The 23,525-nt window shown below is 44.4% G+C and carries 16 protein-coding genes; all 16 read left to right on the plus strand.

The genetic code is table 11. The annotated features are described in order from the left end of the window. Positions 1-31: 31 nt before the first annotated feature. The 16 genes from ABC255_RS13080 to ABC255_RS13155 all read left to right on the plus strand — a co-directional run bounded on the left by ABC255_RS13080 (position 32) and on the right by ABC255_RS13155 (position 23,521). Positions 32-1,249 (plus strand): CaiB/BaiF CoA transferase family protein, encoded by a 1,218-nt coding sequence (locus tag ABC255_RS13080; protein ID WP_412994052.1) that lies wholly within the window; start codon positions 32-34, stop codon positions 1,247-1,249. A 32-nt stretch (positions 1,250-1,281) separates the two neighbouring features. Next, a complete protein-coding gene (locus tag ABC255_RS13085; RefSeq protein WP_412994054.1) occupies positions 1,282-2,394 on the plus strand; it encodes a CapA family protein in 1,113 nt (370 codons plus the stop codon). 95 nt (positions 2,395-2,489) lie between these two features. Further along, on the plus strand, positions 2,490-3,434 hold the full coding sequence (locus tag ABC255_RS13090) for an ABC transporter permease (protein ID WP_412994056.1): 945 nt from the start codon (positions 2,490-2,492) through the stop codon (positions 3,432-3,434). Positions 3,435-3,452: 18 nt separating this feature from the next. Further along, positions 3,453-4,349, plus strand: a complete 897-nt coding sequence (locus ABC255_RS13095) for an ABC transporter permease (protein ID WP_412994058.1) — start codon at positions 3,453-3,455, stop codon at positions 4,347-4,349. A 48-nt stretch (positions 4,350-4,397) separates the two neighbouring features. Beyond that, entirely contained in the window at positions 4,398-6,449 is a 2,052-nt protein-coding gene (locus ABC255_RS13100) for an ABC transporter ATP-binding protein (protein ID WP_412994060.1), read from the plus strand. Positions 6,450-6,508: 59 nt separating this feature from the next. Next, positions 6,509-8,221 carry a CocE/NonD family hydrolase gene (locus ABC255_RS13105; protein WP_412994062.1) on the plus strand — a complete coding sequence of 571 codons (1,713 nt, stop codon included), beginning with the start codon at positions 6,509-6,511 and terminating at the stop codon, positions 8,219-8,221. A gap of 21 nt (positions 8,222-8,242) precedes the next feature. Next, positions 8,243-9,592 (plus strand): stalk domain-containing protein, encoded by a 1,350-nt coding sequence (locus tag ABC255_RS13110; RefSeq protein ID WP_412994064.1) that lies wholly within the window; start codon positions 8,243-8,245, stop codon positions 9,590-9,592. 136 nt (positions 9,593-9,728) lie between these two features. Further along, positions 9,729-11,315: an ABC transporter substrate-binding protein gene (locus ABC255_RS13115; RefSeq protein ID WP_412994065.1), complete on the plus strand. Its 1,587-nt coding sequence runs from the start codon at positions 9,729-9,731 to the stop codon at positions 11,313-11,315. Positions 11,316-11,608: 293 nt separating this feature from the next. Next, positions 11,609-13,294: a CocE/NonD family hydrolase gene (locus ABC255_RS13120; RefSeq protein ID WP_412994067.1), complete on the plus strand. Its 1,686-nt coding sequence runs from the start codon at positions 11,609-11,611 to the stop codon at positions 13,292-13,294. A 60-nt stretch (positions 13,295-13,354) separates the two neighbouring features. Then, entirely contained in the window at positions 13,355-14,842 is a 1,488-nt protein-coding gene (locus ABC255_RS13125; RefSeq protein WP_412994068.1) for a carboxylesterase/lipase family protein, read from the plus strand. A 241-nt stretch (positions 14,843-15,083) separates the two neighbouring features. Further along, complete coding sequence (locus ABC255_RS13130; RefSeq protein WP_412994069.1) at positions 15,084-16,028, plus strand: ABC transporter permease; 945 nt, start codon at positions 15,084-15,086, stop codon at positions 16,026-16,028. An 18-nt stretch (positions 16,029-16,046) separates the two neighbouring features. Beyond that, positions 16,047-16,943: an ABC transporter permease gene (locus tag ABC255_RS13135; protein ID WP_412994070.1), complete on the plus strand. Its 897-nt coding sequence runs from the start codon at positions 16,047-16,049 to the stop codon at positions 16,941-16,943. 23 nt (positions 16,944-16,966) lie between these two features. Then, positions 16,967-19,018 carry an ABC transporter ATP-binding protein gene (locus ABC255_RS13140; RefSeq protein WP_412994072.1) on the plus strand — a complete coding sequence of 684 codons (2,052 nt, stop codon included), beginning with the start codon at positions 16,967-16,969 and terminating at the stop codon, positions 19,016-19,018. 170 nt (positions 19,019-19,188) lie between these two features. Beyond that, positions 19,189-20,787, plus strand: coding sequence for an ABC transporter substrate-binding protein (locus ABC255_RS13145; RefSeq protein ID WP_412994073.1), 1,599 nt, complete (start codon positions 19,189-19,191; stop codon positions 20,785-20,787). Between the two features lie 149 nt (positions 20,788-20,936). Beyond that, positions 20,937-22,316, plus strand: coding sequence for a stalk domain-containing protein (locus ABC255_RS13150; RefSeq protein WP_412994075.1), 1,380 nt, complete (start codon positions 20,937-20,939; stop codon positions 22,314-22,316). Beyond that, positions 22,313-23,521, plus strand: a complete 1,209-nt coding sequence (locus ABC255_RS13155) for an MFS transporter (protein ID WP_412994076.1) — start codon at positions 22,313-22,315, stop codon at positions 23,519-23,521. Before ABC255_RS13150 ends, ABC255_RS13155 begins: the two co-directional genes overlap by 4 nt. Positions 23,522-23,525 lie beyond the last annotated feature (4 nt).

Below are 23,525 nucleotides of genomic sequence, written 5' to 3' on the forward strand. Positions count from 1 at the left end.
TAAGGCTCTAAAGGATAAGGGGGTTGTGACATTGAGAAAATCAGCTTTAGAAGGAATCGTTGTTCTCGATTTTACACAGTTTGAGTCAGGTACAGTATGTACTCAAACGTTGGCTTGGCTAGGTGCTACGGTAATTAAGCTAGAACGTCCAGGAACTGGTGAACAGGGAAGAGGAGCGTCGGCAGACCAGGCGGGAGCAGATTCATATGGATTCATTATTCTTAACTCTAATAAGAAATCGATTACGGTAGATGTCAAAAAGCCAGAAGGAAAAGAGCTCGTTAAGAAGTTAATTAAGAAAGCCGATGTCTTAGTAGAAAATTTTTCTCCAGGTGTCATTGAACGACTAGGGTTTGATTACGCAACGGTCCGGGATATTAACAGCAAAATGATTTACGCTCAAATAAAAGGATTTGGTTCTGATGGTCCTTATGCAAAATTTCCAGCATTTGATGCTATTGGTCAGGCTGCGGGTGTTGTGATGAGTGTAACCGGAGAAAAGGATGGACCACCTATGCATGCGGGTGTAAACTTTGCGGATAGTGGTGCTGGTTACCATTGCGCCATTGCTATTTTGGGGGCACTTTACCAACGAACCGTAACAGGAGTTGGCCAACAGGTAGAGGTAACCATGCAGGATGTAATGATAAATTTCAGCCGTTCGACATGGTGCCGTCAATTTATGACTGGAGACGAAGCGCCTAGAGTTGGCAATGAAATGCCTATGGCCGCGGTTGCGCCATGTAACGTTTATCCATGTAAGCCAGGCGGTCCTAATGATTATGTATTCATCTATACTTCTCGTGTGCCGGACAGCCCTCAATGGAAAAGGCTACTGAAAGTAATTGGCCGAACCGACCTTTTGGATGATCCGCGATTTGCAACACCTGAGTCAAGATATATATATAAGGAAGAAATAGATGAAATGATCAGTGAATGGACTAGAAATTACACAAAACATGAAGCTATGGAAATTATTGGACAGGCTGATGTTCCGATTGCTGCTGTCCTTTCAACGATGGATATTACGAATGATGAATATCTTCGAAAGCGCGGGACGATGGTGGAAATCGACCATCCAGTTAGAGGTAAGTTAGTCATTCCTGGCAACTCGATGAAACTCTCAGCTTCGCCGCTTGAGGTAAAGCCAGCACCTTTATTGGGTCAGGATAATGAGGAAGTGTATAAAGGGCTGTTGGGATTAAATGATTTTGATTTAAAGGAGCTTGAAGAAGCAGGAATCATATAAATTACAAGTCTATCATAAAGGGGGTGGAAAAGATGGGGAATCAAAAAATAACTCTTCTCAATGTAGGAGATATCATTCTTGGTCCTGATCCAGAACCATATTTTTCAGAAGTCAAAACAACGCTAGTTGCAGCCGATATCGTGGTCGGTCAATTGGAAGTGACCCATACCAAAAGGAATAAGCAAGCGGTGGAGTTGGGACGTATTCCTGAGAATCTATCTCCGCTAATCTCGAACGGATTTGACTTGGTTACTATGGCTGGTAATCATTTAATGGATGCAGGTGCTGCAGGAGTCGAGGATTCAATAGAGTGGCTGGACAAACATAACATCGCTTATGTCGGTGCGGGTATGAATCTGGAGGAAGCAAAGCGACCCGTGATCCTTCAGCAAAAGGGTATGCGAATTGGCTATCTCAATTACAACTGTGTGGGACCGAAGAATACGTGGGCAACTAAGGATAATCCGGGGAACGCCTATTTGGAAATTATTACCCATTATGAACTCGATCATGAAACCCCTGGCGGACCGCCTACGATTTATTCCTGGGCAACAATGGAGACATTAAAGGCCATGCAGGAGGATATTGCTAAGGTTCGATCGATGTGTGATGTTCTCGTTGTTGCTTTTCATAAGGGAATTGGTCATATTCCCATAAAGATTGCTCAGTATGAGCAACAGGTGTCCCGTGCAGCTATTGATGCTGGAGCCGATTTGGTGGTATCCCATCATGCTCATATTTTAAGAGGGATAGAGGTTTATAAAGGGAAAACTATCTACCATGGGCTTTGTAATTTCGTAACATGGGTCCCTTTGCTTGCTCCGTCTGAAGACAAAGATCCGGATTCGTGGGCGATGCGCAGAATTGAATTATTCGGATTTGAGCCGGATCCCGAATATCCTACTTATCCATTCCATCCGGAAGCCATTTATACGATTATAGCAAAATGTGAAATCGAGAATGGAGCCATCGTTCAAACCAGTTATTTGCCGTGCATAATTGATAAATCCGGAAAGCCAATCGTATTGGGAAAAGATGAAAATGGTCAGAAGGTTTTTGATTATATGGATAAAATAACGAGGAAAGCTCGTCTCAATGCCAGGTTTGAATGGTTGGGCGATGAAATTATCATTAAAGAACAATAAAGAAAGAGAAGTGTCCAAAATATCGATTATAATTTTCAGAAAATAACAGCAAATCTAAATTTACTAAAAAGATGCAATGATAAGGAGATTTGATAATGTTTACATTCATTGTACGCAGGTTGTTTCAAACGATAGTAATACTATTCATTGTAAGTATTCTCGTATTCTCACTCATGCATTTACTTCCGGGGGATCCCGTTTCGATTATGCTGGGCGATAATGCTACGCAAGAGGAAGTTGAGCATTTAAGACAAGAACTTGGACTAGATAAACCTCTTCCACTTCAGTACGCAAATTGGATAGGGGATTTACTCAGAGGGGATCTGGGTCAATCAATATCCCTTAACGAGGATGTAAATGAACTCATGAAGCAAAGATTGCCCGTATCCTTTCATATTGGGACTATGGCTTTTATCCTTGCCATGATCATTGGAATCCCTGCTGGCGTGATCGCAGCCGTAAAACGAGGAGGTTGGTTGGATTCCTTGATTACGGTAACAGCCAATCTCGGCATGGCGGTGCCTATCTTCTGGTTAGGGATTCTTGGTATTTATTTGTTTTCCTTAAAGCTTGGGTGGCTGCCTGTTCAAGGATACACTTCACCGTCTGAGGATTTTTGGAAGAGCCTACACCAAAGCATTATGCCGGTGGTTCTGTTATCATTGGTTTCCCTTGCCCAGCTGGCGCGTCAAACCCGTTCTTCCATGCTTGAGGTCATTCGACAAGATTACATTCGTACGGCACGGGCGAAAGGTTTAAAAGAAAATCATGTAATCATGAAGCACGCATTGCGGAATGCTTTGATCCCAGTCATCACGTTATTGGGGATGGGATTGGCGAATCTAGTCGGCGGGTCCGTATTTATCGAACAGGTATTTAATATTCCAGGTATGGGACGATTGATGGTGCAGTCGATATTCGGAAAAGATTACATTGTCGTGCAAAGTGTTGTAATCATTATCGCTACGGTGGTAGCCTTCGCGAATCTTTTGGTGGATATTGCCTATGGCTTTGTCGACCCAAGAATCCGGTATAAATAGGAAAAAGGAGTGTAAATGATGACAACGGAAACAAACTTAGCACCTTCCTTAAATGAACTTCCTCCGCAGAAAAGTAATGTGAGCCGCTTTTTGCGCGTGTTCTTAGCCCGAAAGGTGGTTGTGTTGGGATTGATCATCCTGATTGCTACCGTGCTGCTAGCCATTTTTGCACCGCTTATTGCCCCGCATGACCCTTATGCACAGGATTTATCAAAATCCTTACTGCAGCCTAACGCCACTCATTGGCTAGGGACAGATATGCTGGGAAGAGATGTGTTGAGCCGCATTATCTATGGTTCGCGAGTATCGTTGACAGTGGGATTGGTGGTCGTCATTATTGCAGGTGCATTAGGAATGGCGATTGGCTTGATTTCGGGTTACTTTGGGGGTTGGATTGATACTGTTTTTATGCGGATTATGGATGCGATGATTGCGTTACCGATGATTGTCCTTGCGATGGCGCTTGGAGCCGTGCTAGGCGGAGGGATTGTTAACGTCATCGTGGCATTGGGTCTGGCTGCCGTCCCTAAGTATGCAAGGCTTATGCGAGGACAAGTTTTATCCGTCAAACAATCGGATTATGTGATCGCTGGTGTACTGACTGGGGTGAGCAGTCTCCGAAATATGCTCGTTCATGTTCTCCCGAATTGTCTTTCACCCATCATTGTATTGATTACGATGAACTTGGGGATGGCAATCCTCGCTGAAGCGGGATTAAGCTTTTTGGGCCTAGGAATTGCGCCGCCAGGAGCTTCCTGGGGATCCATGGTTAATGATGGCTATCGCTATCTGCTTTCCAATCCTGTGCTTTCCCTGGCGCCTGGGGTTGCCATCGTGATTGTAGTTTTAGCCTTTAACCTCGTAGGAGATGCATTAAGGGATGCTCTGGATCCAAGGCTGAGAGGAATGGATTAAACAAGGAATAGCGAATACACCGCAATAGATTGGGGAGGTAAAACATAGATGAGTCATCTTCTTGAGGTCAAAAATTTAAAAACCTATTTTACTAGTGACGGTTCTACCATCAAGGCAGTAGACGGTGTTTCTTATCATGTTGATGCAGGAGAAATTGTCGCTTTTGTGGGGGAAAGCGGGTGCGGGAAATCAGTTACGCAGTATTCCGGCCTGCAGCTGATTCCAACTCCACCGGGACGCATTATGGATGGAAGCGTATTGTTTGAAGGGAAAGATTTATTAAAATATAAATCTAACAGTGAGGAAATGAGGGAAGTGAGAGGCGGTAAAATTGGCGTGGTTTTCCAGGAGCCAATGACTTCCCTGAATCCGGTAATCACCGTAGGCAAGCAAATTGCTGAATCCGTGATGCTGCATATGAATATGAATAAGGCAGAAGCTAGGCTTCGGGCCATAGAGCTTATCAAGATGGTCGGGATTCCGGATTCCGAGCAGCGTGTGGATTATTATCCGCATCAATTCAGCGGTGGGATGCGCCAGCGGATCATGATCGCAATGGCGCTATCCTGTAATCCGAAGCTTCTCATCGCCGATGAAGCGACGACCGCCCTGGATGTGACGACACAGGCCCAATTGCTGGAAATGATGCGGGACGTTGTCAAGAAAACCAACACCTCCTTAATTCTTGTCACACATAATCTGGGGATCGTGGCGCGCTATGCCGATCGAATCTACGTGATGTATGCCGGGGGGATTGTGGAATCGGGGACGACCAAGGAGATTTTCAATCATCCCAAACATCCTTACACAATCGGACTGATGAAAGCAGTGCCGCGTTTGGATGATCCAAAGGATCGGAAGCTGCTTGCGATTGAAGGGTCACCGCCGAACCTAGCGAATAAACCCGATCATTGCGCGTTTCTCCCGCGTTGTGCATTCAAGACGGCGGCTTGCAGCAGTAAACCGGCCCCATCCTTGATGGGAGAGGGGGGCCATCAGGCTGCCTGTTACGAGAACTTATCCATTACAGAGATTGAAATGGGTAAAGCCGAGATGAAGAGCGCATGGAATGAGGTGTCTGCGGCAACCCAATTGATCGATAGGAAGAAAGCCACTCCGCGTGAAAAGCGTGAGGTGATCCTAGAAGTCAAAGACCTGAAAATGTACTTTCCGGTCACCAAGGGACTTCTTGGACGGAAAGTTGCCGACATTAAAGCAGTGGATGGGGTCAGCTTTGATATTCGCAAAGGTGAAACCTTAGGTCTCGTGGGAGAAAGCGGCTGTGGGAAAACCACAGTGGCACGCAGTGTGCTCCGCATGTACGATCCATCGGGCGGAAGCATCCGTTTCCAAGGACATGATATTACGAAAATGTCCATGAATAAGATGCGTCCGCTCCGTAAGGACATGCCGATGATATTCCAGGATCCGTTTAGTTCTCTTGATCCCCGGCTGACGGTTGGTGACATCGTTGGAGAACCTCTTAAAGTACATCGGCTGGTAAAAAATCAAAAGGAGTATGAAGAAAGGCTGTCCGAACTGTTTCAAATGGTAGGCATCAATCCGGACTTCCGGAACCGGATGCCGCACGAGTTCAGTGGCGGACAGAGACAGCGGATCGGTATTGCCCGAGCGCTGGCCAGCAATCCTTCCTTCATCGTTTGCGATGAAGCGATTTCGGCCTTGGATGTTTCCATCCAGGCGCAGATTATTAATCTTCTAGAGGATCTGCAGGAGAAACTTGGATTAACCTACTTGTTTATTGCGCATGATCTCTCCGTGGTCCGACACATCAGTGACCGGGTAGCGGTCATGTACTTGGGGAAAATCGTGGAGATCGCAGACTGGAAGACTCTTTATGAGAGCCCGAAGCATCCTTATACGCAAATGTTGTTAGCTGCGGTTCCCATTCCGGATCCAGTGGTAGAGGAAACACGAGAGCACATTGAAATTAAAGGGGAGGTTCCAAGTCTATTAAATAAGCCGAAGGGCTGCCCTTTCTCTAATCGATGTCCGCTCGCTACCAAAGAGTGCAGCGAGATGGAACCCCCATTGCGATCCGTTGGATTGGATCATGGTGTTGCTTGTATTAAAGTATAAGTTTCATATTTTCATAAACAGTGTTACTGCATAAAACAGACACTAGGAGTGGTTTGGATATGAGGGATTCTATTAAAATTGAACTCAATACATCAATGGAAATGTCCGATGGAACTCTATTAAGAGGTGATGTTTACCGACCTGAGGGGGGAGGTAAACGTCCTGCCATCTTAATACGTACTCCATATAATAAAAATTTATTTAACCGTACCATGTTTAGTCCAATTGCACTTGCTAGGGCAGGATTTGGTGTGGTAATTCAGGATATTCGAGGACGTTATGAATCCGATGGAATATGGGAACGTCACCGTATGTTCGAGGTTGAAGGAACGGACGGCTATGATACGGTGGAGTGGATTGCGGAGCAAAGCTGGTGCAATGGAAATGTAGCGTTAGCAGGTGCCTCTTATCTAACAGCGATGCAATGGATTACAACGATGGCTAATCCTCCCCATTTAAAAGCTTTTGCACCTTGTGTGGGAGATATCGGAACGAATATAGCACCACCGCCTGAGAGTGGGACTGTCTCCTTTTATTCAGCGGCAAATGCGATACCTAGAACCGCATTTGATTTAGTAGAAAAGATGAAAGCACAAGGCAGGGACGTCAGTGAAATGGTTAAGTATCTGAAAATGATGCAAGAGGATCCCCAATGGGTGATTAACTATCTTCCATTTAAGGAATTTCCTCTTGCGAAGTTCGAAGAATTCCGAACCATGCTCGAACAACGTTTGACTCCACCTTCCGTGGAAATTCTAAAAGACCGTCGAAGATACGAAAAAGTAGCCGTACCTGGCCTGCATATTGGAGGTTGGTATGATCAGTTGGAATGGTCGATATTCGAACATTTCCACAAACTTTCACAGAACGCAGGCACGGATTTTGCAAGGAAGCATCAACACCTTCTGGTGGGTCCGTGGGATCATGGCAATCCAAGAAGCTATTTGGGAGAATTGGAATTCGGCCCTGCCTCTGCGGACGAGGAGAAGCTGCGTGGGTATGTGATAGATTTCTATAAAAGATATCTTCTAGAGGATGATTTGGATATACCAGCTGTGAGATATTTTGTTATGGGAAGGAATGAGTGGAGGACTGGAGAAACCTGGCCATTACCAAATACTCAGTGGGAGCGTTGGTATCTTCACAGTAATGGGCATGCCAATACCGCGATGGGCAATGGCGTATTGAACCTGGAAGAGCCCGGAATGGAGCCAGAGGACCATTATCAGTATAATCCGCTTGATCCCGTCCCGTCAGTGGGAGGAAAACTTCTTCCGATGGCAGGTTTAGTACCAGGACCTATGAATCAATCGTTTATCGAACAACGCGAAGATGTCTTGTGTTACACAACACTAGAAATGAGAGAAGATTTAGAAGTGACGGGACCATTGGTTTTTCATTTAATGGCTTCCACAACGGCCCAAGATACAGATTTTACCGCTAAGTTGATTGATGTTTTCCCTGATGGAAGGTCTATTTTAGTAGCGGATGGTATTCAAAGAGCTAGCTTCCGAGAATGGAATGGTACTTTGTCGCCGGTCCAACCGGGTGAAGTGAACGAATACAAGATTTATATGGGGAATACAAGCTATGTGTTCAAAAAGGGACATCGTATTCGATTACATATATCGAGCAGCAATTTTCCATTATACGATCGGAATATGAACACGGGCCGTCCATCAGGAGAGGATGCTGTTGGCGTGATTGCAGAACAAACGGTATATCATCAGGCAGGGAATGTATCGTATATTGATCTACCTATCATACCGTAAAAAAAATATGAGGTGATTGAAATGAAACATGAGAATCCTGCTTGGAAACCCGTTCCATCCGGATCTAGGGGTAAACCGGTGCTGGAGGTTCCCAAACGATTGAACGAGAAGAACGATGAATTCGAAGGCGTTTCTCATACGTGGTATGAGTATATTCCGGAATCTTATGATGGATCTGTAGCCGTTCCATTAGTGGTTGTTTTGCATGGCGGTGGCAGTAACGGTTTGTCGGGAGGTGTTCAGCGAACCGCCTGGCACCAGATAGCAGACCGTGAGAATTTTATCGTGGTTTATCCTGATGCCACCAATAAAATGATCTTGGATGACGGAACCAAGGTATGCGAGTTCAATGCATTTTTCATGAAGGGTCCCTACAATGATGATGTCACTTATTTAAAGCTTTTAATAGAAAGAGTTTCTAAGATTTATCATATCGACAAATCTAGGATCTATATGCAAGGACAATCAAGAGGGGATCAAATGGTTACCCATTTTGCCTTAGTGCATGGAAGAATGCTTGCAGCAGCGGCGGGTACTTCTGGTCCCACACGGTATGAAATCATGAGAGATTGCATGGATAACTTGAAGGAGCGAGTTGCCCCTTTGCCTTTTTATCGTTGGCACGGAGAAAAGGATGATTTGGGCGGAACAGAAGCGATTAGTCGCATGGAGTTAGACGATGAGCATAAGAAATTATGGATCAAATTCAATGGATGCACAGAGCTCCCTGAGATCATAATCGATGGACGTTATAATACGGAAATCTATACAGGCGGTCAGGCTGAATTCAGGTTTACAGAATTTGTTGGAGGAGACCATTCCTTAGATCTCAGCGGTGCCAATATCATCTGGAAGGAATTCTTTAGCCGCTTTCGCCGTGACGAAGAGGGGAACGTTACCGAGATTCATTCACCAGAAATCAAGAAGAGCGAAGGTATAGCATTGGTTACAGGTTGTTCCTATGCGTTAGTGAACGGAACCAAAGTAAAGCTTCATTCTGGTCATTCTTCCTTTATTCCTGATTTTATAAAAGGTGATATACTGGTTCCACTCGAATTTTTTGGCGAAGCCTTTGGTGCAGTGGTGGAACACAATGTTAGTACTGGAGAGATAATAATCAACTATCATGGAAATAAGGCTACTTTGAAGGTCGATTCTCCATTATTGATGATCAATGAAAATGTATTTTATCAATTAGATACCCCTCCTAAAAAAGAGAACGTAGGGGCAGTGATTCCAATTAAAGCGATAGCCGAACTTCTTTGCAATTGGCATGCAGCCTGTAGTGGAAAGAGCTTTTACCTTTCAAAAAATCACAGAGATTCAATCGATCACTATACGGAGCACATCTTAACAAATATTTTAAATTAAGTGGTGATGATCAATTTGTCCATAACGTAGGAGATTGCCTTAGAATTTCCTACACGGCGCATGTGTAAAGTGGGACTTTAATCTATTAAACTAAAGATAGCGGTTGGAAACGCTATCATAAAGGGGGAAATTACAAATGGTTCAAAACGGTAAGAAGAAGTTTAGTTTGATTTTACTTTGTTTGAGCTTAGTAATAGGTCTACTCGCAGCATGCAGCAGCGGTAGCACATCCGGAACTGATTCAAATTCATCTGGAGGAAAAACAGAAGATCGAAACGGTGGAGTTTTGACAATGGCTATTGATGGTGAGCCGGTCGGTCTCGGCTGGATGCCGAATATTCGTAGACCATCTGAGCTAATTGTTGCCAGTACAGCTCTCGAATCTCTAGGACGCTATGACGAGAAGGGTATCCAACAGGCTTGGCTGGCTGAAAGTTGGGAAGCCGATCCGAATACCAAGACGCTAACCATCCAACTCAAAAAAGGAGTTAAATTTCATGATGACACCGATTTTAATGCTGAGGCAGTGAAATGGAACATTGAGCAGTATCGGGCAACAAAGAAGCCAGTATTAAATGAGAATGATACAGAGTCAGTAGAAGTGGTAGATGATCACACAGTAAAGCTTACGATGAAGGAATGGAATTTGGACATTATTGATAGATTGTTATCTCTGCGTATCACTTCACCTGCCGCATTCGAAAAAAATGGACAAGATTGGGCAAATAGCAATCCGGTAGGAACAGGACCGTTTAAACTTAAGGAATATCAGAAAGGAATCCAAATTGAATTTGAAAAATTCGATGGGTATTGGCAAGAGGGCAAACCATATCTTGATGGTGTTGTATGGAAAATCATGCCTGAAGCCATGACTGCGGAAGCAAGTGTGAAGAATGGGGATATCAATGGTATTTTTGATGCACCATTTGAGGTTGCCAAAAATTTGAGCAAAGAGTTTGATGTATTAGAAATGGAGACCGGTCTTGGAGCAGCCGGCAGTGGATTGATGCTCAACAGTGCTGATCCGAAATCTCCGTTTGCAAACAAAAAAGTAAGAGAAGCTTTATCCTACGCCATTGATGTTGAAAGTTTAATCGACACGTTAACTTTCGGTTATGCAATTAAAACAGACCAATTTGTAGTTCCAACGGCATATTCATATAATCCGAATCTTACAAAAAAATCTTATGACCCTAAAAAAGCTAAAAAGCTACTGGCAGAAGCGGGTTACCCAGATGGGTTTAAAACAACCATGGATTTTTCTAATAGTCCTGAAAGTCAATTGTTATATACAGCTGTACAAGGGTATTTAAAAGAGGTGGGAATTGACCTAGAGCTATCACCAAATGATAATGCCAAAAATCAAGAGTTAGTATTGTCCAAGTGGAATGGTATTATTAATTGGGGCTTTAAGTCACAATCGAACTTCTATTCGGGAGCTAATAGTAATTTTGGTGTTCCTGGACAACTGTATGCGAAAGGTGTTACGCATCCTCAAGATGTGCTGGACAAGCTTAGTGAGGTACAAAAGGCACATGATCTTGAAACTCAAAAACAATTATATAAAGAGTTGGGACAGTTGATTTTTGAAGAACATGCTTTGGCCATACCTTTTTATATTAATACCATGCCACTTATAGTAGACAAAAACGTACAAGACTCAGGATTTAATAAAACAGAAGCTACTTTCTGGGAACCAGAAGCAGCCTGGCTGAAAAAATAATGACACAAAGAAGGACTCTGGCTTTTATAGTCAGAGTCCCTTTCCAATCCCTCATATACTACAATCCCCTTTAGTTAAACACAATAGAAAAAATGAAGAATGAAATTGATAGTGTCGTAGATTATGCACTATGATGCATGATTTGTAGTTTGATTTTCCTTCATGGTGAACAGTGACAATTTCAGGAGCAATTATATAATTTAATCAAGCAAGATTCTTAAAAACAGGACTTTAGCCTTGTGATAAATGGAAACGCAACCAAACTGTTTTTATAAATTTAGGAGGAAAGTATATTGTCCCAATTTCAAAGCTATCAACGTTATTCCCAATATGTTCAGGGACCCGATGGCATTAGACTAGCTGTTGATATCTATCGTCCATCGGATGAACCACTGCCTGCTATTTTAATAGCTGGACGTTTTCACCGGCGCGAGATATTTGAGCGTACCAAAGCGATTGTCGAGAAGCTAGTATTAAGTGGCTACGTTTATATGGTGCTCGAAACAAGAGGGTACGGAGCTTCTTTTGGTTATTCGCAGGGCTTTTGTGAGCCCGAGGACAGCAGGGACGTGAAATCTGTTATTGAATGGGCGGCAGCGCAGCCTTGGTGCAACGGGCGCATCGGCATGATGGGAAGTTCCAATAAGGGGTTTATCCAGGAAACAACCGCGGTAACTGCACCTCCTCATCTTGTGGCCATCACACCAGCGGTATGCAACAGTGATTTTTATTATCAAAATTATCCGAATGGTGTTTCGGCATTGCCCGCACGAATGCAGGAACGGCCTATTAAAACGGAGATGGGTGCGCCCGTGGATGAAGATCCACCTCCACACTATCCGATGGCTACTGCCGCCTTGCAGGAACATGAAAATAACAAACCGTTCATCGGATACCAGTTTATTCCCCATATGTTCCGGGATACGCCAAATGATCTTTTTGACTACATCCCAAACCTAGCCATTCCTCCGTGTGAGCAATCGGCAGCCGTGAAGGAATCCGGCGTTGCCGTATATCAGATGGCCGGGTGGTTTGATCCAAGTGTAGGCGGACAATTGATTACTTTTAAGGACTGGGGAGGGAATATTTTGATAGGCCCTTGGAATCATTTTCAAATCACTCATGGCACGTCATCCTTTCCAAACGGAAATGTCGACATGGGAGAGGAGCATTTGAAATGGTTCGATTTTATCTTAAAAGGCACCGACAATACGTTTAGCTCTCAGCCTCCTGTAAGGTACTATACCCAAAATGCTCCCGCAGGGGAAGAATGGCGAGAGTCATACAGCTGGCCCTTGGAACGTCAGCAAAACACAACATTCTATTTCGGCTCCGGGCAAACCGGAACGGCTCGGTCGGTGAATGACGGATCGTTAAGACTTCAACCTCCAGAACTCGAAGACCATGACGAGTACGAGGTGAATTTCGACATCGAGGTCTTCGATCCGAGAGTAGGTCGGATGGACCGATATTGTCCACTTGATATGCGTGAAATGCTCGACGAAAAAGGATTGACGTATACTTCACAGCCATTGCAAGCACATACAGAAGTGACAGGCCATCCTGTCGTTGAACTCTGGATAGCATCGTCTGCCAATGACGGAAATTTCTTAGCTTATCTCGAGGAAGTGGATGAGGAAGGCCATTCTCATCTGGTAACGGAAGGGTTTATTCGGGCCACGCATCGGAAGATTTCCAAGAATGAAGTCTGGGATTCCTTAGGGCTCCCTTATCACCGGAGCCTGGAACAGGAAGAAGAGCCATTACCGATGGGAAAACCGGTGAAATGTTCGTTTCTATTGGAGGCAGTCTCCTATCTTTTCAGGAAAGGCTGCTCCATTCGGGTTTCTGTTACCTGTGCTGAGCGGGGTGTTCAACAGCCGGAGCGTATCCATAACGATTCTCCGCCGGTCATCACTCTATATCATGGCGGGGCAACGGCATCTTCTATCACCCTGCCGATTATTCCGCAAGAGTAATACTTATGTTAAAGCATCTCCATTATAGTAGGAATTTAATTTGTGAAGGGAAGGGAATCAATGAATAGAACATTAGCTCAAACCAAATACGGGAAAGTGAAAGGAATTGAAGAAGGAGGAGTTTGTGCCTGGAAAGGAGTTCCTTACGCTAAGCCGCCTGTGGGTAGTCAGCGGTTTCGTGAAGCACAGCCCCCCGAGTCTTGGCAGGGTGTTCGTGATGCCTCTAAGTTCGGACCTAATTGTGCCCAGACTCCTAATCTATCGAGAAAAGCCTGCTTTGGAACTAGTGAATTCAGTGAAGATTGCCTTTATCTGAATATCTGGTCGCCGGGGGCCGATGATCGTCGACGTCCGGTCATGGTTTGGATTCATGGTGGATTTTTCCGACAAGGCATGGGTTCCTATTCTTATTTTAACGGAGCTTCCTTTGCTAAAGAGGGAGATTTGGTATTAGTGACTATCAATTATCGTGTGGGTCCGTTAGGCTTTTTTCAAATGGCCGATATCGGTGGAGAGGAGTACGCCGCTTCGGGGAACAATGGTTTGCTTGATCAGGTGGCTGCATTGCAGTGGATTCAAGACAATATTGCGGCTTTTGGTGGCGATCCCCAACGTGTCACGATTTTTGGCCAATCAGCCGGGGGAAGAAGCGTCGGTGCTCTGCTTGCCACTCCTAAAGCACGGGGATTATTCAGCCAAGCTATTATTCATAGCGGGGGCATTCAAACCTATGCGGACCGGAAAACAGCTGGTAAGCTAGCCAATGAGATGTTAGCTTCTTTACATGTTCAGCACGATGAGTTAGCGAAGTTGGTTGATATTCCGGTGGAGCAGATTGTGGAGGCAACACCGCCGCCAAGAGCTGGAAATGGTATGGAACCAAATGTGGATGGCGTGTTTCTCCCGAAGCGTCCCTTGGAGGCCGTGGAGGCAGGATGGGCCAAAGATATTAGGATAATGGTTGGTCACACCTTGAACGATTTTATCCATAACTTCGACCCTAATTGGGAGAGGATGAATGATGAAGAAATTCTTCAAGATTTTGCCGACCGAGTGGGGGACGCTTGGCCTGAGATATCAGCGTACTATTTGAATCAAGGAGAGAACAGACGAACGCTTGTGGAAAAATTACTTCCTCTTCTTATATATAATGAATTTACGTATCCTGCCCTAAAACTATTGGGGTTGCAGGATAATCATGGATCTCCGGCATGGTTTTACCGCTTCGACTGGAAGAATCCAATGAATGGATACGCCACGCATGGATTGGAGCTTCCCTTTGTCTTTAATAACTTGAATGCGGCAGGCGTCGATACCATGGTTGGTGGTTCCTCAGAACGCCAGGCGCTCGCGAATCAAATGCATCAAGCTTGGATAGCCTTCGCACACAACGGCGACCCGAATACAACCGCCATTCCGAACTGGCCGGCATATCAGGCAGAAAATCGAGCTATTATGCTGTTTAATTTGGAAAGCAGGGTTGAAATCGATATGAATCGGGAGGAACGTTTAGCTTGGGAAAAAGCGAAAAACAGCCCGATTTGCTAGGCCAATTGTCTACCATGTAGGAAAAACTTTGCGAAGTTAGTTCATGGTGTATGTGTAAGAAGTAGTTTTGTATTTATTATAATAAATTTAAGGCGATTGCTTACAAATTAAGGGTTGGGCGATGAAACTAACATAAAAAAACAAAATGATAGACTAGTAATTTAAATTTACTGAAAGATATGAATTTTGTAAATGTAAGCCCTACCAAAACAAAAAGATACAATGATAAGGAGATCTAATTATGTTTACATTCATTGTACGAAGGTTATTCCAAACGATAGTAATACTATTCATTGTAAGCATTCTCGTATTCTCGCTCATGCATTTACTTCCGGGGGATCCCGTTTCGATTATGCTTGGCGATAATGCGACTCAGGAGGAAGTTGAGCACCTAAGACAAGAGCTTGGTCTAGATAAACCTCTTCCACTTCAGTACGCAAATTGGATAGGGGATTTACTCAGAGGGGATCTGGGTCAATCAATATCCCTTAACGAGGATGTAAATGAACTCATGAAGCAAAGATTGCCCGTATCCTTTCATATTGGGACTATGGCTTTTATCCTTGCCATGATCATTGGAATCCCTGCTGGCGTGATCGCAGCCGTAAAACGAGGAGGTTGGATGGATTCCTTGATTACGGTGACAGCTAATCTCGGCATGGCGGTGCCTATCTTCTGGTTAGGGATTCTCGGTATTTATTTGTTTTCCTTAAAGCTTGGGTGGCTGCCTGTTCAAGGATACACTTCACCGTCTGAGGATTTTTGGAAGAGCCTACACCAAAGCATTATGCCGGTGGTTCTGTTATCATTGGTTTCCCTTGCCCAGCTGGCGCGTCAAACCCGTTCTTCCATGCTTGAGGTCATTCGACAAGATTACATTCGTACGGCACGGGCGAAAGGTTTAAAAGAAAATCATGTAATCATGAAGCACGCATTGCGGAATGCTTTAATTCCTGTCATCACATTATTGGGGATGGGATTGGCAAATCTGGTTGGCGGGTCCGTATTTATCGAGCAAGTATTTAATATTCCAGGCATGGGACGACTGATGGTACAGTCGATATTCGGAAAAGATTACATTGTCGTGCAAAGCGTGGTAATCATTATCGCTACGGTGGTAGCCTTCGCGAATCTTTTGGTGGATATTGCCTATGGCTTTGTCGACCCAAGAATCCGGTATAAATAGGAAAAAGGAGTGTAAATGATGACAACGGAAACAAACCTAGCTGCTTCCTTAAATGAACTTCCTCCGCAGAAAAGTAATGTGAGCCGGTTTTTGCGCGTGTTCTTAGCCCGAAAGGTGGTTGTGTTAGGATTGATCATCCTGATTGCTACCGTGCTGCTAGCCATTTTTGCACCACTTATTGCCCCGCATGACCCTTATGCACAGGATTTAGCGAAGTCCTTGTTGCAGCCTAACGCCACTCATTGGCTGGGGACAGATATGCTGGGAAGAGATGTGTTGAGCCGCATTATCTATGGTTCGCGAGTATCGTTGACAGTGGGATTGGTGGTTGTCATTATTGCTGGTGCGTTGGGCATGGCGATTGGATTAGTCTCGGGTTATTTTGGGGGCTGGATCGATACTGTTTTCATGCGGATTATGGATGCGATGATTGCGTTACCGATGATTGTCCTTGCGATGGCGCTTGGAGCCGTGCTAGGCGGAGGGATTGTTAACGTCATTGTGGCACTGGGATTAGCCGCCGTCCCTAAGTATGCAAGGCTTATGAGAGGACAAGTTTTATCCGTCAAACAATCGGATTATGTGATCGCTGGTGTACTGACAGGGGTGAGCAGCCTCAGAAATATGCTCGTTCATGTTCTCCCGAATTGTCTTTCACCCATCATTGTATTAATTACGATGAACTTGGGGATGGCAATCCTCGCTGAAGCGGGATTAAGCTTTTTGGGACTGGGAATTGCACCGCCAGAAGCCTCTTGGGGATCCATGGTCAATGATGGCTATCGCTATCTGCTTTCCAACCCTGTGCTTTCCCTGGCTCCTGGGGTTGCCATCGTGATTGTGGTTCTAGCCTTTAACCTCGTAGGAGATGCATTAAGGGATGCACTAGATCCAAGGTTGAGAGGAATGGATTAATAGATTCGGGAGGTAAAACATACATGAGTCATCTTCTTGAGGTTAATAATTTAAAAACCTATTTCACTAGTGATGGTTCTACTACCAAGGCAGTAGATGGTGTGTCTTATCATGTGAATGCAGGAGAAATTGTCGCTTTTGTCGGAGAAAGCGGGTGCGGAAAATCGGTCACTCAGTATTCAGGCTTGCAGTTGATTCCAACTCCACCGGGACGCATTGTGGATGGAAGCGTCTTGTTTGAAGGGGCAGATCTGTTGAAATATAAGCCCAACAGTGAGGAAATGAGGGAGGTACGAGGCGGTAAAATAGGTGTGGTTTTCCAAGAGCCGATGACTTCCCTAAATCCGGTTATCACCGTGGGCAAGCAAATTGCAGAGTCAGTAATTCTGCATATGAAACTTAATAAGTCTGAAGCGAAGCTTCGGGCAATTGAGCTCATTAAGATGGTAGGAATTCCCGATGCCGAGCAGCGTGTGGATTATTATCCGCATCAATTCAGCGGCGGGATGCGCCAGCGAATTATGATCGCAATGGCGTTATCGTGTAATCCGAAGCTTCTGATCGCCGATGAAGCGACGACCGCCCTGGATGTGACGACACAGGCCCAATTGCTAGAAATGATGAGGGACGTTGTCAAGAAAACCAACACATCTTTAATTTTGGTCACACATAATCTGGGAATCGTGGCGCGTTATGCCGACCGAATCTACGTGATGTATGCCGGGGGGATTGTGGAATCGGGCACGACCAAGGAGATTTTCAATCATCCCAAACATCCTTACACAATCGGACTGATGAAAGCGGTGCCGCGTCTGGATGATCCAAAGGATCGGAAGCTGCTTGCGATTGAAGGGTCTCCGCCGAACCTAGCGAATAAACCCGATCATTGCGCATTTCTCCCACGTTGTGCGTTCAAGACGGCGGCTTGCAGCAGTAAACCGGCCCCATCCTTGATGGGAGAGGGTGGTCATCAGGCTGCCTGTTACGAGAACTTATCCATTACAGAGATTGAAATGGGCAAAGTCCAGATGAAGAGCGCATGGAATGAGGTGTCAGCAGCAACCCAATTGATTGAAAGGAAGGACGCCACTCCGCGTGAAGAACGTGAAGTGATCTTAGAAGTCAAAGACCTGAAGATGTATTTTCCCGTCACCAAGGGTATTTTCAGCCGGAAAGTCGCCGACATTAAAGCGGTGGATGGTGTCAGCTTCGACATTAAGAAAGGCGAAACCTTAGGACTCGTGGGAGAAAGCGGCTGCGGGAAGACCACAGTGGCGCGTAGCGTGCTCCGCATGTACGAACCATCGGGCGGCAGCATTCGTTTTCAAGGACATGACGTTACAAAAATGTCTATGAATAAAATGCGTCCGCTCCGCAAGGATATGCCGATGATCTTCCAGGATCCATTTAGTTCTCTCGATCCCCGTTTGACGGTCGGTGACATCGTTGGAGAGCCGCTTAAAGTGCACCGGCTGGTAAAAAATCAAAAGGAGTATGAAGAAAGACTGGCTGAACTGTTTCAAATGGTAGGCATCAATCCGGACTTCCGGAACCGGATGCCGCACGAGTTCAGCGGCGGACAGAGACAGCGGATCGGGATTGCTCGAGCTCTGGCTAGTAATCCTTCCTTCATCGTTTGCGATGAAGCGATTTCGGCCCTGGATGTTTCTATCCAGGCGCAGATTATCAATCTTCTTGAGGATCTGCAGCAGAAGCTGGGATTAACCTACTTGTTTATTGCGCATGATCTCTCCGTGGTCCGTCACATCAGTGACCGGGTAGCGGTCATGTACTTGGGGAAAATTGTGGAGATTGCAGATTGGAAGACTCTTTATGAGAGCCCAAAGCATCCTTATACGCAAATGTTGTTAGCTGCGGTTCCCATTCCGGATCCGTTTGTAGAGGAAATGCGAGAGCATATTGAGATTAAAGGGGAGGTTCCAAGTCTTTTAAATAAGCCGAAAGGTTGCCATTTCTCCAATCGATGTCCGCTCGCTACCAAAGAGTGCAGCGAGATGGAACCCTCATTACGATCGGTTGGTTTGGATCATGGTGTTGCTTGTATTAAGGTATAAGTTTCATATTTTCATAAACAGTTTATTATCATAACAAAAATTCATTTAACCGTAACATAAATGTTTCCCTCATTTATAGCTCTATTTCTTGAAAGAGGTGATGCATTTGTAAAGTCCGGTGCATGAAGTGAGCTAAAATTATGAGAATTAACATGGGGGGTTATATTTTTATGAAGAGAATATTTTGGCAAGTGTTGAGCTTACTTCTTGTTTCCATCTTAGCATTAGCTGGTTGTTCAAACAGTGGAACCAGCGGAAACAGTTCCTCTGAACAAGCATCCACAAACGAACAAAATAAATCTACAGATCCAGTCAGTGGAGGAACACTAAGAATTGGGACTCTTATGGATGTTATTAACTTGGGAAATCCACCAACCATGCAGAGAGGCTCGGACAAAATTTTCAATTCTCCTGCACTTGAATCACTGTTTCGCATGAATGATACGGGTGAGGTGGAAGGGTTTTTGGCAGAAGGTTATAAAGTAGAGGGTCAGACGGTCACCATTGCTCTAAAAAAAGGCATCAAGTTCCATGATGGTGCAGATTTCAACGCAGAAGCAGTAAAATGGAATTTGGAAAAATCAATAGAGGCAGGAAGAAGCCAAGTGAAAAACATTGCATCCATTGACGTGGTGGATGATCAAAATGTGAAGATCAATTTAGCTTCACCTGACAGCTTGCTAATACCGAATTTGACATTGTCCACAGGAATGATGATGTCTCCAAAATCCTATGAGGAAAATGGAGGCGAAAAGTGGTCCGAATCCCATCCTGTCGGTACGGGTCCGTTTAAATTTGTCAGCTGGGAAAGGGACCAGAAAATTACTTACGAAAAATTTGAAGGCTACTGGCAAGAAGGACTTCCTTATTTGGATAAAGTTGAATTCATTCCCATTCCTGATACGATGTCAGCTGTGGCATCCTTTAAAAATGGCGATCTAGATCTCCTGTATGCAGTTGAACCAGCCAATGCAAAAGATTTGGAAAATTCTAAATTTGAAATTTTGCGTGGTCCCAGGCCTACCTCTCAGCTAGCGATGATTCCGGATAGTGCGCATGAGAATTCGATTTTAGCAGATGTAAAGGTTCGTAAAGCAGTAGGGTATGCTATTGATTTTAAATCGATTACCGAAACGCTCGGTCTTGGTTACTATATTCCAACCTTCCAGTTAGCGACGGAAGGAAGCTTTGCTTATAATCCTGATGTTGAAGGCTATCCTTATGATCCAAAAAAAGCAAAGAAGCTGCTAGCTGAAGCCGGATATCCAGATGGGTTCTCTATAACACTATATGGTTTGTCGAATCAAGAATACTCAAACTTGATGACAGCGATTCAGGGATATTTGGCGAAGGTTGGAATTGAAGCGAAGGTCGAAATGATGGATCAGCTTAGGTACGACACGATGCTTACAGGTGGACCTGAAAAAGGCGGCTGGAATGACGGGTACGCTATTATTCCAATGGGGATTAATATTAATGAGGTTGCGACATATAACAGCTTACTTGGACCAGAGGTTAGTAAGGTAAGGCTGCCTGTATTAGATAATCCAGATGAAGTGACACAACTAATAGGTCAAACATTGGCTATAAATGATCCTGAGGAATTGAAAAAAGTTACCCATCAAATACAGGAGCTTGCTTATGATAAATATGCGATGGTCAATTGGATTTACGGAAAGACATCATTGAGTGCAAAATATCCTAAAGTCATGGACGAAGACATGAAGGGATCGAACTGGACACCTGAAAAAGCGTGGTTACAAAAATAAGCATAACCTAACAATTCGGCTTTTCATATAAACTTATACTCACTGAATCTATAAAGCAAGAGGAGAGGTCTTATGTTTGGCTGAGGCCTCTCTCTTTTTTCTACATGTAAGTTACAAAATACATACTATTTAGAAAGGAGTATGCATAGATGAGGAAACAACGCGCTTCAATAGAAGAAAGAAAAGCAGACTTAGAAAGATTAAGAGATTACCTCCCTTTAATGCCTGTTCCAGAAGGACTCGTAGAAAAGAATGGGATGCTAAACGGAAACAAGCACACTTGGTATGAATATGTACCAAAATCTTATACGGGACAAAAGCCAGTGCCACTGCTGGTCTATTTGCACGGCGGGGGAAGAAATGGATTGGATGCCTCACGCAAATCGACTTGGCCGTTAGTTGCGGAGCAAGAGGGATTCATTGTGATCTATCCTAATGCGAATAACCCATCAAACAAACGACCAGGTGGCTTTTCTTGGAATGCATTTAATCATATTGGTCCTGATAAGGGTGATGATGTAGCTTATTTAAAGTGGATAATCGAAAAAGTATGTGAAGGTTATCAAATCGACCAATCCCGAATTTATATGACAGGGGTCTCAAACGGTGAAATGATGACAACCCATTTTGCCAGCGTTCACACAGACATGCTAGCCGGTATTTGTGGGATTGTTGGTCCCACGGATCCCAATGTGATGATAGACCAGGATGGAAATCCAATTCGTGCTTCTATCCCGCTGCCGGTTTATAGATGGCATGGAGAGAACGACCCACTTTCGCCTTTCCCTCCTTACTCTCATGAAGATTTGGATGAATTGGCCAATGAATACTGGCTGGCTGTAAATCAATGTTCTAACCTACCTCAAGTGCATATTCAGGGCATTAATAATACCCTTGTTTACACCGAAGGAGAGGCGGAATTTCGCTTTACCATCCTGGAGGGACGGACTCACCTACAGGATCTGAATGTCGCGATGACGGTTTGGAAAGATTTCTTTAGTCGTTTCAGAAGAGGGGAAAATGGTGAAATACTTACGATCAAAAATCGTCAATATGACTTGAAAGCAGACAGTGATGCCGTGATTGTGGCAGATGGTGGATCCCAGGGTTTCGCCAATGGGTTCAAGATCAGACTTGACGATCATGATGAGATGGTAGTAGCAATTGATAAATCTATTGACGGAATGCAGCCGGACATATTGGTACCTCTCACCTTTATTAGCAAAGCCTTTGGAGCAATTGTAGAGTGGGAAACTGGGGGTGAGGATCGGGTTGAAATTCGAAAATATGTCCAAACCGCTGTCCTCCAAGCAGATATTCCAATCATGATCACGAACGGTTTTCATTCCATTCAGCTAGATGTCAAACCTGAGATGATCAATGGACAACTAATGGTGCCCATTTTAGCGATAGCCGAACATATGCTGAACAAGAAAGTGACCTATAAAAACGGTGTGGCCTATATTTCAGATCATAGCGCAAAAATAGCCTATTCCATGGCAACCAATTTGCAAAGTTTACTTAAATGAGTTGGAAACGGGTTTTATGGATACTTTGGGTCGCTAACTTTTGTACAGCAACCGGCATAGGCATGATCCTACCCTTTTTGCCCCTTTACATTGAAGATCTTGGGGTGAAGGATGTTTCAGACATTGCCTTATGGACAGGATTCATCTTTTCGGCGCAATCCTTTACATCTATTATCTTCCAGCCACTTTGGGGCTCATTGGCAGACAGGTTTGGACATAGGATGATGCTGATGCGTGCCGGTATCATGGGAAGCTTAATAACTATTTTGATGGGCTTTGCGGGGGCACCGTGGCACCTCTTAGTATTAAGAATGACGAATGGAATTTTTTCTGGATTTATACCAATGTCCATCTCCTTGCAATCACTTGTTACACCTCAGGAACATGCCGGCAGGGCCATGGGGACGCTGCATACTGGTTCAACAGCAGGCATACTGATTGGCCCGCTTATCGGTGGAGTCTTGGCGGGTATTTTTGGCTTTCGAATGGTCTTTATTCTTACTGGAGTAATGTCCTTAATTGCCACGATCATTGTGGGGGTTTATGTTAAAAATGATAAGCCTCAGAAAAAATTGGAGAAGGACCATGGGACAAAAAATAAAGGTTGGGGAGAAATGCTTCCACTCGTTCCCATTTTTGTGGCAACAGCGATTACGACTATAGCTACGATGTCCATTCAACCGATTATTCCCATTTATGCAACGTCTATCTATACTGGTGTTCATGTAGAACTGATTGCCGGTTTGGTGATCTCCATCTCTGGCATCGGTACATTAATAAGTTCACCGATCTTAGGGAGATTAGGGGACCATTTTGGGCATCGCACGATCCTCATTGTCTCGTTGATCATGTGTGGCATTACGTTTATTCCACAGGTATTAACCAGCAGTATTGTCATCCTGCTTATCAGCCGATTTTTTCTGGGATTATTTATTGGGGGAATGATTCCTTCATTAAATTCATTAATTAAGACGCATGCACCGAGTCATATGCAAGCAAGAGCCCATGGACTGAATTCATCAAGTCGTTCTATAGGCAGTTTGATAGGACCATTATTAGGAAGTTTGGTGTCTGCCAGTCTAGGCTTCAGTTATGTTTTTTTCATCACTATGGGATTGCTATTTATCAACGCTCTTTTTGTTATGTTAAACAGAAGCCTGAAGCAGCCGACGGTGACGATTGATAAGGAGGAAATGTCTGTCTGATACA

The organism is Neobacillus canaveralius, from assembly GCF_047237705.1.
Lineage (GTDB): Bacteria > Bacillota > Bacilli > Bacillales > Cytobacillaceae > Neobacillus > Neobacillus niacini_K.

What these genes read in the sequence shown, in the direction of transcription:
- ABC255_RS13105 (WP_412994062.1), top strand. Translation starts at nt 6,509, where the DNA reads ATGAGGGATTCTATTAAAATTGAACTCAATACATCAATGGAAATGTCC.
- ABC255_RS13125 (WP_412994068.1), top strand. Translation starts at nt 13,355, where the DNA reads ATGAATAGAACATTAGCTCAAACCAAATACGGGAAAGTGAAAGGAATT.
- ABC255_RS13135 (WP_412994070.1), top strand. Translation starts at nt 16,047, where the DNA reads ATGACAACGGAAACAAACCTAGCTGCTTCCTTAAATGAACTTCCTCCG.
- ABC255_RS13145 (WP_412994073.1), top strand. Translation starts at nt 19,189, where the DNA reads ATGAAGAGAATATTTTGGCAAGTGTTGAGCTTACTTCTTGTTTCCATC.
- ABC255_RS13130 (WP_412994069.1), top strand. Translation starts at nt 15,084, where the DNA reads ATGTTTACATTCATTGTACGAAGGTTATTCCAAACGATAGTAATACTA.
- ABC255_RS13150 (WP_412994075.1), top strand. Translation starts at nt 20,937, where the DNA reads ATGAGGAAACAACGCGCTTCAATAGAAGAAAGAAAAGCAGACTTAGAA.
- ABC255_RS13090 (WP_412994056.1), top strand. Translation starts at nt 2,490, where the DNA reads ATGTTTACATTCATTGTACGCAGGTTGTTTCAAACGATAGTAATACTA.
- ABC255_RS13155 (WP_412994076.1), top strand. Translation starts at nt 22,313, where the DNA reads ATGAGTTGGAAACGGGTTTTATGGATACTTTGGGTCGCTAACTTTTGT.
- ABC255_RS13100 (WP_412994060.1), top strand. Translation starts at nt 4,398, where the DNA reads ATGAGTCATCTTCTTGAGGTCAAAAATTTAAAAACCTATTTTACTAGT.
- ABC255_RS13110 (WP_412994064.1), top strand. Translation starts at nt 8,243, where the DNA reads ATGAAACATGAGAATCCTGCTTGGAAACCCGTTCCATCCGGATCTAGG.
- ABC255_RS13085 (WP_412994054.1), top strand. Translation starts at nt 1,282, where the DNA reads ATGGGGAATCAAAAAATAACTCTTCTCAATGTAGGAGATATCATTCTT.
- ABC255_RS13115 (WP_412994065.1), top strand. Translation starts at nt 9,729, where the DNA reads ATGGTTCAAAACGGTAAGAAGAAGTTTAGTTTGATTTTACTTTGTTTG.
- ABC255_RS13140 (WP_412994072.1), top strand. Translation starts at nt 16,967, where the DNA reads ATGAGTCATCTTCTTGAGGTTAATAATTTAAAAACCTATTTCACTAGT.
- ABC255_RS13095 (WP_412994058.1), top strand. Translation starts at nt 3,453, where the DNA reads ATGACAACGGAAACAAACTTAGCACCTTCCTTAAATGAACTTCCTCCG.